The organism is Rhizobium sp. 0TCS1.26 (genome assembly GCF_050455525.1).
Classification (GTDB): Bacteria; Pseudomonadota; Alphaproteobacteria; order Rhizobiales; family Rhizobiaceae; genus Neorhizobium.
In genome coordinates, this window is the sequence record NZ_JBCIYV010000001.1 from 173565 (window position 1) to 188870 (window position 15306).

Here is a 15306-nt window from a genome sequence, read left to right on the forward strand (position 1 = left end):
CACATGGCATCCATCACGATCGACAGCCTCGGAAAATCCTACGGCACCTACGGCGTCCTGCATGGCGTCAATCTCGAGATCAGGGACGGCGAGTTCATCGTGCTGGTCGGCCCCTCCGGCTGCGGCAAATCAACCCTGCTGCGGATGATCGCCGGCCTTGAAGATGTCACCAGCGGCGAGATCCGCATCGACGGCAGCCGCGTCAACGAGTTGCATCCGAAGGATCGCGACATCGCCATGGTGTTCCAGTCCTACGCGCTCTACCCGCATATGAGTGTTGCCCGCAACATGAGCTACAGCATGCGGCTGCGAAAGGCGTCGAAGGAAAAGATCGAGGCGGCCGTCGCCGTTGCGGCGTCCAAGCTCGGGCTCGAACCCTATCTGGAGCGTCGCCCCAAGGCACTGTCCGGCGGCCAGCGCCAGCGCGTCGCCATGGGTCGTGCCATCGTGCGCCAGCCCAGGGCCTTCCTGTTCGACGAGCCGCTGTCGAACCTCGATGCCCGGCTGCGCGAACAGATGCGCGCCGAGATCAAGAAAATGCATGGTGACCTCAAGGCCACCTCGATCTACGTCACCCATGACCAGATCGAGGCGATGACCCTGGCGGACCGGATCGTTGCCATGCATGGCGGGGTGGTGCAGCAGGTCGGCAGTCCGCTCGAACTGTACGACCGCCCCGCCAATCTGTTCGTCGCCGGCTTCATCGGCTCCCCGGGGATGAATTTTTTCGAAGGAACGCGGGATCCGGACGGTGTGCGCCTGGCCGATGGCACGCTCTTGAAGATGCAGCTTCCGGCAGTTTCCAGCGACGAGAGCGGCATCACCATGGGCATCCGTCCCGAACATGTGGAACTGACCGCCGATGGCCTTGCGGCGACGGTCGAACTGGTGGAACCGACTGGTTTCGGCATCATCCTGCATCTGTCGCTGAACGGCCTGCCCTTCAAGGTCTTCACCTCGGATCGGGCCTACCTGGCGCCGGGTCCGGACGTTTCGGTCCGCATGCCGTCCAAACATCTGCATTTCTTCGACGCCCAGGGTGACCGTATCCCCACCTGATCGTCTCGTCATGATGATGCCGTTCAGCCGGCCGGCGCCCAGTCCGGCCGGTTCTCGCCGACGCGGTTGAGCAGGGTAGCGCGCATATCCAAGCGATACCTTAAACAGAGCCGCCCGAAAACGATCTCAGTCCGCTTCGATCTCGAAGCTCAACCCGTCATAGGCCGGCTCGACATGCGCCGGTGTCTCGTCCATCAGCCGCTGGTAATCCAGCGGAATATGCATGTGCGTGAGGATGGCGCGACGGGGTTTCAGCCGGTCGATCCAGCCAAGCGCCTGGTCCACCGAGAGATGGCTGGGATGCGTCGTGTATTGCAGCGCGTCTATGATCAGCGTGTCGAGACCCTGCAGCCGTTCGAGACTTTCCGGCGGGAAATCGCTGACGTCGCTGCAATAGGCGACGTTGCCGATGCGGAAGCCGAGCGACATGATATCGCCGTGTACCTGGGCATGCGCCGTAAACGACAGGCTCCCCCCCGTCCCGCCCACCGTGATCGGCTGGTCCATGTCCTTGATCAGAAGCGGCTCGACGATCGGCGGATAATTCCCACCGGGCGGCGTTTCGAGGCAGTAACCAAACCCCTGGCGGATCCTGTCCATGGTGAACGGGTCGGCGAATATCGGGATCCGCCGTCGCTGCGCATGGAAATAACCGCGTATGTCGTCGATGCCGTGCAGATGGTCCGCGTGCGCGTGGGTGTAGAGCACGCCGTCGAGGCGACGCACGCCGGCCGATATCATCTGCTCGCGGAAATCCGGGCCGGTGTCGATGACGACGCTGGTGACAGCGCCGTCATCTGCGATCCTCTGGACGAGCAGCGCGGCGCGGCGGCGGCGGTTGCGCGGGTTCTCCGGATCGCAGGCGCCCCAGTCGCCATCGAGCTTCGGCACGCCGGGCGACGAGGCACAGCCGAGGATGGTGAAGCGAAGCCGCTGACCGACCACCAGCCTAGACCCTCGTCATCTTCGAAAAGCAGCGGAAGGCGTTTTCCGTCGTGATGCGCGCCATCTCTTCCACGGAGACGCCTTTCACATCGGCGAGCACCTCGGCCGTATTGACGACATAGGATGGCTCGTTGCGCTTGCCGCGCCAGCGCTTCGGCGCCAGGTACGGAGCATCGGTCTCGACGAGCAGCCGGTCCACCGGCACGGTGGCGGCGATCGCCCGCAGCTCTTCGGATTTCGGGAACGTCAGGATGCCGGAGAACGACACGTAGCCGCCAAGCTCGACGCCGGTATCGGCAAGCGCCTGGCCGGCGGAAAAGCAGTGCAGGATGAACGGGAAAGCGCCCTTCCCCGTCTCGTCCCGCAGGATTGCCATCATGTCGTCGTCGGCGCTGCGGCTATGGATGACCAGCGGCAACCCGGTGCGACGGGCTGCCTCGATGTGCCGGCTAAGGCCGGTCTTCTGGTCTTGCGGCGTCTGCGTGTCGTAGAAATAGTCGAGGCCTGCCTCGCCGATCGCGACGATCTTGTCGTGGCTTTCGGCAAGCCGCACCAGGTCGTCCGCCGACACGTCGAGTTCCTCGTTAGCATTGTTCGGATGCGTTCCGACGGAGCAGAACACCGAAGGATAGCGTTCGGTGAGCGCCACGAGCGTGTCGAGCTTCTTCACCCGCGTCGAGATCGTCACCATCTGGCTGACGCCGGCCGCATGGGCGCGCGCCACGAGGTCGTCGCGCTCGGCGTCGAACTCGGCAAAGTCGAGATGGCAATGCGTGTCGATCAGCATCGGGTCTATGCCTTGTCCACGTCGGGCGCGACGTAGCGCGGGAAGACCGGCGTCGGGGCTTCGAGAACGGTGCCGGGCGTCAGGCGACCGGCTTCTCCGAGCTTGGCGAACACACGGTCGTCTTCGGCCACCGCCACCAGGTCGAGCAGCTTTGCCGCCGATGCCGGCATGATCGGCTGGAACAGGATTGCGATCTGGCGCACCACTTCGGCGGTGACATAGAGCACCGTCTCCATGCGCGGCACGTCGGTCTTGCGCAGCACCCAGGGTTCCTGTGCGGCAAAGTAGCGGTCGGCCTCGTTGACGGTGCCGATGATCGCCGCCACCGCCTTGTGGATCTGCTGGCGGTTCATCTCTTCGCGGCAGGTGGCAAGCATCGCGTCGGCGGTCGCCAGCATCGCCCTGTCGGCATCGGTGAGCGGGCCGGGCGCCGGAATGCGGCCGTCGCAGTTCTTGACGATCATCGACAGCGAACGCGAGGCGAGGTTGCCGATGCCGTTGGCGAGGTCGGCATTGATGCGGGTGGCGATCCCCTCTTCCGAGTAGCTGCCGTCCTGGCCGAAGGAGACCTCGCGCAGGAAGAAATAGCGCACCTGGTCGAGGCCGAAATGGCCGACGAGATCGACCGGATCGACGACGTTGCCGACCGACTTCGACATCTTCTCGCCCTTGTTGAGCAGGAAGCCGTGGGCGTAGACGCGCTTGGGCAACGGCAGGCCCGCCGACATCAGGAAGGCCGGCCAGTAGACGGCGTGGAAGCGGATGATGTCCTTGCCGATGATGTGGGCGTCGGCCGGCCAGTATTTGGCGCGCGGGTCGTTCTTGTCTTCCACATAGCCGGTAGCGGTGATGTAGTTGGTCAGCGCGTCGACCCAGACATACATGACGTGCTTTGCGTCGTCGGGCACCGGAATGCCCCAGTCGAACGTGGTGCGCGAAATCGACAGGTCCTTGAGCCCCGACTTGACGAAGGACATGACTTCGTTGCGGCGCTCGTTGGGGCCGATGAAATCCGGCTCGTCCTCGTAGAGTTTCAGCAGCCGGTCTTCATAGGCCGAAAGCTTGAAGAAGTAGCTCTCCTCCTCGACCCACTCGACAGGCGTTCCCTGCGGGCCGTAGCGCACGCCGTCGGCGCGCAGCTCCGTCTCTTCTTCCTGGTAAAAAGCCTCGTCGCGGACCGAGTACCAGCCGGCGTAGCTATCCTTGTAGATGTCGCCGTTGGCCGCCATCCGCCGCCAGACTTCCTGCACGGTCGCATGGTGGCGTGCTTCCGTGGTGCGGATGAAATCATCATTCGATGCATTCAGAAGTCGGCCCATCTCCCGGAATTCATTGGAATTCCGTTCGGCGAGTTCCTGTGGAGTGATGCCTTGCGCCCGCGCCGTCTGCTGCATCTTCTGGCCGTGCTCGTCGGTCCCGGTGAGGAAGAAGACGTCCTTCCCGTCAAGCCGCTGGAAGCGGGCAAGCGCGTCCGTGGCGATCAGCTCGTAAGCGTGACCGATATGCGGCTTGCCGTTCGGATAGGAGATGGCAGTGGTGATGTAGTAGGGCGTCTTTGTCGACATTTCGGCCAGCATTACCGTTTCTGTTTCTTCTCTGGGCGCGTCTTAAACCAAGTTTCGCCGATGCGAAACAGCAAGTTTCCCGCCGCCCTGCCCGTCTCTCAGCGGGCAACGTCCTCGAGGAGCGAGATGATCGTCTGCTTGCGGTCGAGATTGTAGGCCTGCGACACGCTGATCCTGTCGGAGATCTCCGAAGACAGGCGCGAGGCCCGGTCGGCTGCGGCCAGATCGCCGGCAACTGCGGCAGCCCTCGCCCGCTCGATCAGGCGGTCTCCCAGGTAGTCGAGGAAGAAGCCGAAGATCACGTCGTTGTCCTTGCCCGACAGCACGTCCGCCAGCCGGTGCATCGCTTTGCGGGCCGTCGGGCCGCTGGAGGCCATCAGTTCATCGAAGGCGGTGATGATTTCGGTGCCGCCGTAGTTCAGCAGCTTCAGCGCCTGCGCAACGCTGCCATTGGCCATCGCCAGCACGTTTTCGGCATTGCGCCCGTCGTCCAGCGGCTGGCCGAGTGCCGACAGCGCGGCGGCGAGGTCGTGATCACCGAGCGGCGACAGTTTCAGCGGCAGGCAGCGCGAGCGGATGGTCGGCAGCAGCTTGCCCGGCGCGTGGCTGAGCACCAGGAACAGCGATCGCTTCGGCGGCTCCTCAAGGATCTTCAGGATGGCGTTGGCGGCGTTGCGGTTGAGGTCGTCGGCCGGATCGATGATGACGATCCGCCAGTTGCCGGTGCCGGAGGTCTGGGCGAAGAAGTGCCCTGCCCGCCGCACTTCGTCGACGGTGATCGCCGTCTTCGCCCGGCCGGTCTTCTCGTCCACCGGCCGCGTCAGGTGCAGCAGGTTGTGCGAGGCGCCGGAGGCGATCTGCCGGCTGACCGATGCTTCCGGATCGGGGTCGGAAATCTGATCCGGCGCCTGCTCCGGGTCGGGATGGCTGAGCACATGGTTGGCGAACCGGAAGGCCAGCGTCGCCTTGCCGATCCCTTCCGGCCCTTCGATCAGGATCGCATGGTGGCTGCGGCCGGAACGGTAGAAGCGCGCCAGGAAGGTTTCGGCCTCGCCGTGCCCGAACAGATGCGGATTGGTCTGCGGCGGCATGGCGCCATCGAGGACGCCGTAGGGCTGATCGCTCATTCTGCGGTTTCCGGCGCATGCGAAGGAAGAAGCGTCTCCACCTGCGACAGGATGTCGGCGGCCACCAGATCCTCGCTGCGGTCGGCATCGATCACCCGGCAGCGGGACGCATCCGCCGCGGCGATGTCGAGAAACGCCTGCCGGCGCTTCTCGTGAACCTCGATGCGCTCCTTCTCGAAGCGGTCAGGCTCGCTGGGCGCGGCACTGTCTTCGCTGCGACGGCGGGCGCGCGCCAGTCCCTTGTCCGCCGCAAGGTCGAGGATCAGTGTAAGGTCGGGCCGCAGTCCGTCGATCGCAACCCGCTCAAGCGCGTCGACGAGCTCGCCCTCTAGATTGCCGGTGATTCCCTGGTAGACGCGCGAGGAATCGATGAACCGGTCGCAGAGCACGATCAAACCGCGCGACAGCGCCGGCCGGATGACCTCTTCGACATGGTCGTTGCGGGCCGCGGCAAACAGCAGCGCCTCCATGCGCACGCCATAGTCTTCGGCAGCACCCGACAGGAGCACGTGGCGCACGGCTTCGGCGCCCGGCGATCCGCCGGGCTCGCGCGTCACCAGCACCGTATGGCCGCGCTCCTGCAGCGTTTCGGCCAGCCGGCGGATCTGCGTCGACTTGCCCGCTCCCTCGCCGCCCTCGAAGCTGATGAAAATGCCGGATGATGGTGCCCCGGATGAGTTGACCAAGGTGCTGCCGCTCTCTCGCTGTCTGTGGTGTCCCTGTCTAGCGCATCGAAGGGCGATGCGAAACCGCGAACGCTTGTCCGGCCACAGGCGAAGCTGTGACTAGAGCCAGAACAGCATCAGTTCGAGCACCGCGTCGGTGGCCTTGGAGAACAGCGAGCCGGCGGCAATATCGTCGGCCGCGTGCAGCGGAACGACCTTCAATTGCCGGTCGCCCTCGAAGATCTGCAGGCTGCCGACCGCCTGCCCTTTTGTAACCGGCGCTCGCAGTGGCCACTGGTAGACGATCCGGCCGCTCAGCCGTTCGCCGTTGCGGCTCGGCACGTAGACCTCCACCGCCTCGTTCGCGAACAGGTTGACGTGCGAGCGCGTGCCGCCATAGACCGCCGCCTCGCCGATTGTCACACCTGTCTCGAATACCGTGCGGGTCTCGAAGGACGACAGCGCCCATTCGAGGACGCGACGCGATTCCTCCTGCCGTTCCTTGTCGCTGGCAAGCCCTGCCATGGCGAGGAACAGCCGCGTGCCGTTGCGCTCGACAGACGAGACCGCGGCAAACCCCTGCCCCTCGGCATAGCCGGCACCCAGGCCGTCGATACCGATGCCGAGCGACAGCAGCGGGTTCTTGTTGCGCTGGAAAATCTTGTTCCAGGTATAATCCGGCTGCGCGTAGAGCGGATAATACTCGGGAAACTCCTGGTGGAGATGCTTGGCCAGCAGCACGAGGTCGTGGGCTGTCGTCGTGCTTGGCTGTTCGGGAAGACCGGTCGCGTTGCCGAAGCTTGATCGCATCATGCCGAGATCGCGGGCCTTTGCCGTCATCCGCGCGGCAAACTCCGCTTCGGAGCCCGCCATCCCCTCGGCGATGATGATGCAGGCGTCGTTGGCGTTCTGGACGATGACGCCGCGGATCAGGTCGTCCATCGGCACTTCGGATTTAAGCGCCGCAAACATCGTCGTCGTGCCGGAGGGTGCGCCACCGGTACGCCAGGCGTTTTCCGAGACACGGTAGCTGGTGGTACCGGAGATTTCGCCGCGACGGATCGCCTCGAACACCAGGTCCATGGTCATCAGCTTGGCAAGCGATGCGGGCGCAAAGGCCTGGTTCTCGTTTTCGGCGAGCAGCACCGTGCCGGTCTTCGCCTCGACCAGATAGATCTGCTTGGCCTTGAGATCGGCAAGCCGCGTCTCGGCCGGTGCAGCCTTGAGGGACGCAGTCGCCGCGAGAAGCACGGTGAGCGCGGCAAAACTGCAATGGAGGAGCCGGTGGCGCATCGAGACACTCGTCAAGCTGATGCGCCATTGCCTAGCAAGCGCCTCTGGAAGGCGCAACCGTGCAGCCTCACCGTCTGGCGGTTTTTTGCGTGCCGCCGGCCGGTGTCTGTTCCATCATGCCGTCGTCGCGCAGCACGACGTTGCCGAACATGACGACCGGTGCCTGTGCACGCGGCGCCGGCTGGGCATAGGCGGTCTGGGCCGAGGGTTGGGCGACCTGGATCGGCTGCGGCCGCTGCTGCGCAACCTGCGGAGCCGGCGCGCTGCGCACCGTCGAGGCGCCGGGGCGCTTCTGCTGCTCGAAGGATGGCTGGACGGGTTTGGCAGAGGCCACGGCAACCGGCGCCGGCTGGCGAACCGGGGCGGCGGCAGGCAGTGCCCGCACCGCCTGCGTCGCGGACGGACGAGCCGCCGGCTGTGGCGCGGCCACGGGAGCCTTGCGGGTCGGAGCGGCAAGCTCTGCCGTCTGGGCTGCGGCGGCAAACGCCCGCGCCGTCGACGGCTTGTCGCTGCGACCGCTCGGCGTGCGACCGGCATAGGCGGTCGGTGTCGGCACGCCGTCCCCGTAGCTCTGCAGCTGATCGCCGAACGATTGGTTGGAGGCGACCATCACGCCGCTTGCGATCTGTCCTTCCGGACGGATGCCCGGCATGCGATCGCCCTTGCGGACATAGGAGGCCATCAGGAACGGCATGTCGCGGCCGTCCATCTGCGCACGACCGACATACTGGACGTTGACGTGCGCCGTGCCGATGCGCTTGAAGTCGAGCAGCTCGGCGGCCTTGCTCGACACGTCGATGATGCGGCCTTCGTGGAACGGGCCGCGATCGTTGACGCGCACGATGACCGAGGTGCCGGTATCGGTATTGGTGACCCGCGCATAGCTCGGCAGCGGGAAGGTCGGGTGGGCTGCCGACAGGTGATCGCTGTCGTAGACTTCGCCATTGGCGGTCACGCGGCCGTGGAAGGCCGAACCATACCAGGAGGCAAGGCCGGACTTGTTGTAACGGGGATCTTCCTTCGGAACGTAGGTCTTGCCTTTGACCTCGTAAGGGTTGCCGACCATGAAGCGGCCGCCACCCTTGGGAACAGGACGGCCATCGGCGACAACCCGCGGGCTCGCCTTCACGCCGTATTCGCTCTCGGCGAAATATTCCTTGCTCTTCGACTTCGGCTTGCTGGTCGACGCCGTCTGCGTCGACGCGCAGGAGGCCATCCCGGCACACATGAAGGCTACGCCCAGCCACTTCGCCCCGATAACGAGCTTACCCTGTTCTGAACTCAAACTCTCTGTCCCACGCCGCTCTGACTGCACCGGAATGCGTCACGTCCCGTAACGCTGCTGCCCGGTCGATATGGTTAACCGGATTGCCTGTGCTTATTTGCCTCCATCGTGGCCGAAATGCGATCCAAAATCGTGGATAAGTAAAATTAGTCCTTGTTATGGTTAGCGAATTGCTAACGCGCGCAGCGCGAGGGCCTTGCCACAAAGGCGCTTGATCGCTCGGATGAACCGCGGTTCTGGTCCATCTTCCCCCACCTCAGCGGCGCACCAGTTCACGCACCAGCCGGCGCTGCGTCAGGCCGATCAGCAGCAGATAGACGACACCGCCGACCGCAGCGCCGACACCGAGCTGCAGGAGCGCGCCATCGACAGGCACCCATCGCTCGACGAGCACCAGGCGTACGGCAACGGCCATGGCGGCGGCGAGCCCAAGCGGCAGCAGCGTATCGCGAAGGCCCTGCCCGAGCGGCAGGCCGGCGATCTTCAGCACCACCGTCAGATAGGCGAAGAGCACGCCGACATTGGCGATGCACAGCCCGATGCAAAGCCCTTCGAGATCGCCCCAGGCGGCGCCGAGCACCATGGCGCCGATGGTGGTGATCGCTCGGCCGAGCCCGAACCACCAGAGGACGGAGGCGTGACCGGTGGCCTTCAGATAGGGAATGAAGCTGCCGCAGGGCGACATGATGCCCTTGGCGACCGCTAGCAGGCCGAGCACCGGCGCCGCGAACGCCCATTTCTCGCCGAAGACGACGGTCATCGCCGGTTCCGACACCGCCCAGATGCCGAACAGCATGGGAGCGAGCAACAGGGTTGTTGCCCGCGTCGTTCGCGACAGCACGTCCGCCTGCCGCGCGGTGTCCTCGTTCATCCGGCTGAACGAGGGAAACAGCACGCTCATCAGGCCGGTGAGAACGATCTGGTTGGGCAGGTCGGACAGCCGGTTGGTGAGGTTGAACGTACCGGCCTGCGGCAGGCCGAGCATGCGGGTGATGATGACGATCGGCGACTGGAAGGACAGGAAGCCGACGAAATCGGCGCCCACCAGCCGCACGCCGTAATGCATGTGGCGCTTCAACTCGTGGAGCGAAAAATGCCTGCCGGGCCGGTAGCCGGCAGCCAGAAACAGTCCGATGAAACGCAAGACCGCGCTGACATAGAGCTGGGCGATCAGCGCCCAGATGCCGTAGCCGGCAAGCACCACGGCGATTGCTGCGAGCGCGCCGAGCGCCTCGGCAATGACGGTGACAAACGCTTCGCGGTCGAAAGCCATCCGCCGGGCGAGCTTCGAACTTGCGACGTCCGGCGCGAGGTAGAGCACAAAAAGCGGCGAAAACACCTGCAGCAGCCAGCTCGCCTCCGGCGCCCCGAGCAGGGCCGCGAGCGGATCGGCGAAGCCGTAGACGGCAAGCCCCAGCACGATCGACACGCCGAGATTGGTCCAGAACACCGTGTCGTCGCTGACCGGATCCTCGGTCGCGTCGCGGATCAGCCCGGCGGTCAGCCCGGCGCCGGCAAACATCAGCAGGAAGGTGATGACGATCATGCCGCTCGCCACCATGCCGAGCTCGGCCGGCTCCAGATAGCGGGCGAGGATCGGCACGCTGACGAATTTGAGGGTGAAGATGGCGATCTTCGAGGAAATGCTCCAGACGACGCTGGTGATCGTCTTACGCTGCTGCGCCATGCACGACACTCCGTTGCCGCTTTTCAATCGTCGGAAGGACACCCAAAGCGGCGGCCGGTTGCTCGGCAATCGAACCCGTCCACCATGGCCGATCTAGGGCAATCGTGCTGCGGTGCCAGATAAAATGCTGCAACCGCTCGGAAATCAACGGCTTCCAGCCTTGCTACGAGCCCAGGATCTGGCTCTAGAACGTCTGCCGAGTGTTGACGGGCACGGCGTTCCTGCTGTAACCCAGCCACACGCGGCGCATCGGCGTATCGCTGCCGGAAGAGTGTCCGAGTGGTTTAAGGAACCGGTCTTGAAAACCGGCGTGCGGGAGACCGTACCGTGGGTTCGAATCCCACCTCTTCCGCCATTTTCCCTTTGAAAATTACATTTGTTGATTCGAATAGCTCAAAACCCAGGGCTCGGCGTCGATAATTTTCGGCACCATCTTACGGAGTAGTCGCGACGAGTGGCACGGCAACCACTTGCCATGACCTCAAGAACAGCAAGATGGTCTCGCCGTTTGGCGAGTGACGTCATGGCGCGCTCCTTTTGAGTGGGCGCGGCGACCTCGTCCGAGGTCGACCGCATTCGCTTCAGTCCTGCGCGGGCTGCCTGTCGAGGAAGGCGCGAATGGCGGCGACGGTCGCCTCAGGCTGCTCTTCCATGAGCCAGTGTCCGGATGCGGGGATCACCACCTGACGGACATCGTCAGCGGCGAAGCGCATCACGAAGGCCATGGTTGTTCCGAAGGAGTGGTCGCCGCCGACCGCGAGTACCGGCATCTCCAGACGACCCTTTTCGAGCGCCGCCCGGTTGTCGATCGCGTCCTGGTCGAATGCGGCGAACTGCATGAAGCCTGCATGCATACGTCCGGGCCTGGAATAGAGGTCTGCATAATGGACACGCGAGGCTTCGGTAAACCGCGACGGGTCGGCCGAAAACTCGTTCCAGAAGCGATCGAGGTAGATCCGTTCCCGACCCGCCACCAGTCGCTCCATGTCAGGTCCGCCGAAACGGAAATGCCACAGCAACGGGTTCTTCAAGACTTCTTCCCATGGGCCGATCCCGGGGACAGGAGCGTCCATGACAACCAGCCGTTTCGTTCGATCGGGATGCGCCTTTGCGAAAGCGTAGGCAACCATGTTTCCGATGTCGTGACCAACGACATCTGCCTGCTTGACGTTGAGCGCGTCGAGAACGCCCGCGATATCTTCGGCCTGGTTGACCTTCCGGAAGCCCTCGGTGGCGACGGCCGACAATCCCATTCCGCGGAGATCGGGAACGATCACCGTGTGGTCGCGCATCAGTTCCTCGGCCAGCGGCACCCACATGTCGCCGGTATCGCCATACCCGTGGATCAGGATGACCGCAGGCCCTTTCCCGCCGGACCGAACGTGGATCGTCGTGCCGTTGGTCTTGATTTCCTGGGCCTTGAACGTTGCCGGAAAGTCCAGGTCGACGGCCCATGAGGGGCTGCAAAGCGCGGCGAACGCGCCGGTTGCCAGGAGAAGTCGTTTCATCATCGTGCCTCCAGTTGCCCTGGCATGGTGAGAAGAGCGAGGTTCTGAGGCTTGAACCTTTCAGGCGTCCGTAGTCGGAAACACGCTCCGCTGTCCTGCTTTGTGTCGCGACGGAGATATCCGACAAAGGACAGCAGAAACCTTCAAATCAGCCCGGAGACCGAGCTTTACTTGACGTCCACCTCAACTACAGTGGGCGAACTTGGCAGGGAAATGACGCCAAATCCGGATGTGGGGAGGCAGATTTGCATTCCGACGCAGCATTCAGGCAAAGCTTTGTCAGCCACTTCAGGGCCGATGAAATCACGCAACTTCTGACCGCCGGCCCCAGAAAGACCCGTCTTCTGGTTTCGCGGATTAGACGCGACACGCCTGGACACGGACCCGCTGCCCTCCCTCCGCCTCTGGACCACGGCCTTGGGACCACGTTCGCGGTCCTTTTGCAACTTCGCGAGCAGACCCACAGAGAGCTCTACATGGACGGCAAATGCGTCCACCGTGGCTCCTATGCGGCCCGCAGCACGAGTATCGTCAATCACGCCGAAAAGCCCGTGGCGAACCTGCTCAGTCCTTTCGACAACCTGATATTCGTCGTCTCGCAGAAAGCCCTCGACGAGCTTGCCTACGAACGAGGCAGTCCGAGGATCGGCCAGCTCCACTGCAAGCTCGGTGGCGTGTTCGACGAAACCGTCTGGCACCTCGGCAACGCCCTGCTTCCTGCTCTGGAGCGTCCTCATGAGATCGGCACGATCTACGCCGAGCAGGTCATGCTCGCGGCCAATACGCATTTTGCACAGGCCTTCGGCGGCCTTCGCCCGAGAAGCGAAAAACTCGGCATGCTCGCCCCATGGCAGCTCCGTCGCGCCACGGACGCTATGGTGTCCCTGGCGGCTGACGAGGTCTCTCTGAAAGACCTTGCCGCATTATGCGGACTTTCGGTGAGCTATTTCGTACGGGCCTTCAAGCAGTCGACCGGTGACCCACCGTACCGATGGATCCTGCGTCACCGGGTCGAGCGATCCAAGTCACTGCTCGCGCAAACCGACTCTGCGCTTGCCGAGATCGCGGTCATGTGCGGCTTTGCCGACCAGAGCCATTTTACGCGGATGTTCAGATCCTTCGTAGGCGTGACCCCGGCGGCATGGCGGCGAGCCGCGAAGTTCTAGCCTGGGAGCCGCGGCTTGCTTCGAACGGCATGATGTCCGGGGCGCCAAAGCCGCCCTGTCTTTTGCATCCGCTCAAGCCGCTCCCGGCCTGTTGATCGTGAGGAAATGGCGAACGACAGGTTTTTCCGGGCCTGCGTGGTAGGCGAGAACCTTGCCCTGCAGGTCGGCGTCGGCATTGGAGACGCGCTTGTGCTGGCGAAGGTGTTCGGCCCAGGATTCCACCATGAACCACTCGACGATCTTTTCCGGATCCGCGGAATCTTCGGTGATACCCCAGCCATAGGCGCCATCGCGGCGGCGTTCATGAGACAGGTGGTCGATCGCGCGCAGGAAGGCTGAGCGATGCTCTTTCTCGACCCTGTACTCGATCAGGATGAGAACCGGACCGCGGTCATGGGCAACAGGTTCGGCGACCAGCGGCTCTGGCCAGTGGTTGGACGGCACCATGTCTGCGTCACCCGCCGGAAGCTTGACCCGGTGCATGATCAACCCTGCAATGAGCAAGCCGAATGCACCGATGAGCAAGGTCGTCTGAATTCCAACCGCTTCGCCAACAGCACCCCAGCCGAGGCTGCCTGCCGTCATCGCGCCGTTGAAGACCGTCAGATAGACGGCAAGACCGCGACCGCGCACCCAGTTTGGAAGCACCGACTGCGCTGCACCATTGAGCGTCGTCAGTGCGGTGATCCAGGCACCGCCGAGGAAGAGAAGAGCGACAAAGGCCACGATCTTCGGCGGGGCGAGAGAGAGGATGCCCATGACGGCCGCTGTGACCAGCGCTGCGCCGAGAAGCAGACCGTCCGAGGTGAGGCGTTCGCGCAGCTTTGGCATGACGAGTGCTCCGCCGATCGCGCCTGCGCCGACCGCACCAAGCAGGATGCCGTAGAAGCTGGCATCACCACCGAGCAATTGTCGGGCAACGAGCGGAAGAAGAGCCCAGACCGCACTGGCAAATGCGAAGAAGACTGCAGCCCGCAGAAGCACGACATGCAACGGCCTGCTCGAGCGCGTGTAGCGGAGACCCGCGCGGAACGCACCGAAGAAGTTCTCTTGAAGTGCATCATTGGCATTCTTGGCGCGCGGCCACCAGACCAGCGCGGCGATGACGAAGAGATAGCTTGCGACGTCCGCGCCGTAGGTGATGCCGGCCCCGAAGGCAGCCAGAAGAAGCCCTCCGGCGGCAGGTCCGATAGAGCGGGCAATATTGATGCCGAGCGAGTTGAGCGCAACGGCACTTTTGACATCCTCCCGCTTTACCAGTTCCGGGACGATCGCCTGCCAGGTGGGTCCCATCAGCGCGGCACCAATACCGCCAAGGAAGGTCAGGCCGATCAGGGCGCTGACTGACAGCATTCCGGTGTGAGACAGGACCATGAGCGAGATACTCACCGATGCGAGCAGGAGCTGGACCGCGATCAGGAATTTGCGGCGATCCAGGATGTCGGTCAGAACACCGGATGGAATGGCGAGCAGGAAGATGGGAAGAGTTCCCGCAGCCTGGACCATGGCGACCGCCGCCGGCGATGCCGAAAGGTCGGTCATCAGCCAGGAGCTGGCAACATCGCGCATGAAGCTTCCGGTATTGCCGAGAACCGTTGCAATCCACAGGACCGCGAACACGGGCTGTGCGAGAGGGGCAAAAGTGCCCCCGGAGGTTTTCGTCGCACTCATTTGCCTGCCCCCTTGGTGAGATCGAATGCGGCGACGAAGACAAACGCGCCCGCCAGACCGAGGTGTTCGAAGAAGGCGTTGGTCGTCATCATGCGGTCCATGCCGGGTGCCATTTCCCAGAAGCGAAGGGCGAGAAGGGTTGCGAAAAGCGTAAACCCTGCCAGCGCCAGTGCGCCTGCCCACCGCAGGAAGCCCGAAACCACCATCGCCGAGGCTGCAAGCTCGAAGGCGATGACGGTGACTGCAAAGACGGCGGCCGGGTGAAGACCAAAATGATCCATCTCGGCGAGCGCGCCATTGAAGTCGAAGATCTTGGTGAGCGGCCCCTGGATATATGCCGCGCAGAGAGCGAGCAGCGAGAGCGTTCGCGCAGCAGGAGAGCTGACGACATGGGCCAGGGCACTCAGGGCTGGATTCGATCGTTCGGATGGATGGGTCATATCTGCTCCTTGGTGATCGCCGATCTGATCGGGCGTCGGTGTTTGATGGAGCGATATTGGCTGGCTATCGACCACCCAGCAATTGCATCAATAATTGCTATATAGTTG

General features: G+C 63.7%; 13 protein-coding genes and 1 tRNA gene. 3 read left to right on the forward strand and 11 right to left on the reverse strand.

Features of this window, described 5'->3' with window-relative positions; genetic code table 11:
• Positions 1-3: 3 nt before the first annotated feature.
• Positions 4-1059, forward strand: coding sequence for an ABC transporter ATP-binding protein (locus AAIH46_RS00900; RefSeq protein ID WP_430303622.1), 1056 nt, complete (start codon positions 4-6; stop codon positions 1057-1059).
• Positions 1060-1185: 126 nt separating this feature from the next.
• On the opposite strand, the gene AAIH46_RS00905 is transcribed toward AAIH46_RS00900, so the two are convergent.
• The 8 genes from AAIH46_RS00905 to AAIH46_RS00940 all read right to left on the reverse strand — a co-directional run bounded on the left by AAIH46_RS00905 (position 1186) and on the right by AAIH46_RS00940 (position 10413).
• Positions 1186-2004: an MBL fold metallo-hydrolase gene (locus AAIH46_RS00905; RefSeq protein WP_430303623.1), complete on the reverse strand. Its 819-nt coding sequence runs from the start codon at positions 2002-2004 to the stop codon at positions 1186-1188.
• A 4-nt stretch (positions 2005-2008) separates the two neighbouring features.
• Entirely contained in the window at positions 2009-2791 is a 783-nt protein-coding gene (locus AAIH46_RS00910; RefSeq protein ID WP_430303624.1) for a TatD family hydrolase, read from the reverse strand.
• Between the two features lie 5 nt (positions 2792-2796).
• Positions 2797-4356 carry a methionine--tRNA ligase gene (gene metG, locus AAIH46_RS00915; protein ID WP_430304951.1) on the reverse strand — a complete coding sequence of 520 codons (1560 nt, stop codon included), beginning with the start codon at positions 4354-4356 and terminating at the stop codon, positions 2797-2799.
• A 98-nt stretch (positions 4357-4454) separates the two neighbouring features.
• Positions 4455-5483 carry a DNA polymerase III subunit delta' gene (locus AAIH46_RS00920; RefSeq protein WP_430303625.1) on the reverse strand — a complete coding sequence of 343 codons (1029 nt, stop codon included), beginning with the start codon at positions 5481-5483 and terminating at the stop codon, positions 4455-4457.
• Positions 5480-6169 (reverse strand): dTMP kinase, encoded by a 690-nt coding sequence (gene tmk, locus AAIH46_RS00925; RefSeq protein WP_430303627.1) that lies wholly within the window; start codon positions 6167-6169, stop codon positions 5480-5482. The genes AAIH46_RS00920 and tmk overlap by 4 nt, the downstream gene beginning before the upstream one ends.
• A gap of 99 nt (positions 6170-6268) precedes the next feature.
• Positions 6269-7441 carry a D-alanyl-D-alanine carboxypeptidase family protein gene (locus tag AAIH46_RS00930; protein WP_430303628.1) on the reverse strand — a complete coding sequence of 391 codons (1173 nt, stop codon included), beginning with the start codon at positions 7439-7441 and terminating at the stop codon, positions 6269-6271.
• A gap of 67 nt (positions 7442-7508) precedes the next feature.
• On the reverse strand, positions 7509-8669 hold the full coding sequence (locus AAIH46_RS00935; RefSeq protein ID WP_430304952.1) for a septal ring lytic transglycosylase RlpA family protein: 1161 nt from the start codon (positions 8667-8669) through the stop codon (positions 7509-7511).
• A gap of 313 nt (positions 8670-8982) precedes the next feature.
• Entirely contained in the window at positions 8983-10413 is a 1431-nt protein-coding gene (locus AAIH46_RS00940) for a lipopolysaccharide biosynthesis protein (protein ID WP_430303629.1), read from the reverse strand.
• A 265-nt stretch (positions 10414-10678) separates the two neighbouring features.
• Between AAIH46_RS00940 and AAIH46_RS00945 the strand changes: the two genes are divergently transcribed.
• Positions 10679-10768, forward strand: a tRNA-Ser gene (locus AAIH46_RS00945).
• A gap of 226 nt (positions 10769-10994) precedes the next feature.
• Here the strand turns inward: AAIH46_RS00945 and AAIH46_RS00950 are convergent.
• The gene (locus AAIH46_RS00950; RefSeq protein WP_430303630.1) at positions 10995-11924 is read right to left on the reverse strand and encodes an alpha/beta fold hydrolase; all 930 of its coding nucleotides are present in this window, start codon (positions 11922-11924) and stop codon (positions 10995-10997) included.
• 473 nt (positions 11925-12397) lie between these two features.
• Between AAIH46_RS00950 and AAIH46_RS00955 the strand changes: the two genes are divergently transcribed.
• Positions 12398-13087: a helix-turn-helix domain-containing protein gene (locus AAIH46_RS00955; RefSeq protein ID WP_430303631.1), complete on the forward strand. Its 690-nt coding sequence runs from the start codon at positions 12398-12400 to the stop codon at positions 13085-13087.
• 72 nt (positions 13088-13159) lie between these two features.
• Here AAIH46_RS00955 and AAIH46_RS00960 read toward each other — a convergent pair whose 3' ends face one another.
• Complete coding sequence (locus tag AAIH46_RS00960) at positions 13160-14758, reverse strand: MFS transporter (protein WP_430303632.1); 1599 nt, start codon at positions 14756-14758, stop codon at positions 13160-13162.
• Positions 14755-15198 carry a DoxX family protein gene (locus tag AAIH46_RS00965; protein ID WP_430304953.1) on the reverse strand — a complete coding sequence of 148 codons (444 nt, stop codon included), beginning with the start codon at positions 15196-15198 and terminating at the stop codon, positions 14755-14757. The genes AAIH46_RS00960 and AAIH46_RS00965 overlap by 4 nt, the downstream gene beginning before the upstream one ends.
• Positions 15199-15306: the final 108 nt, after the last annotated feature.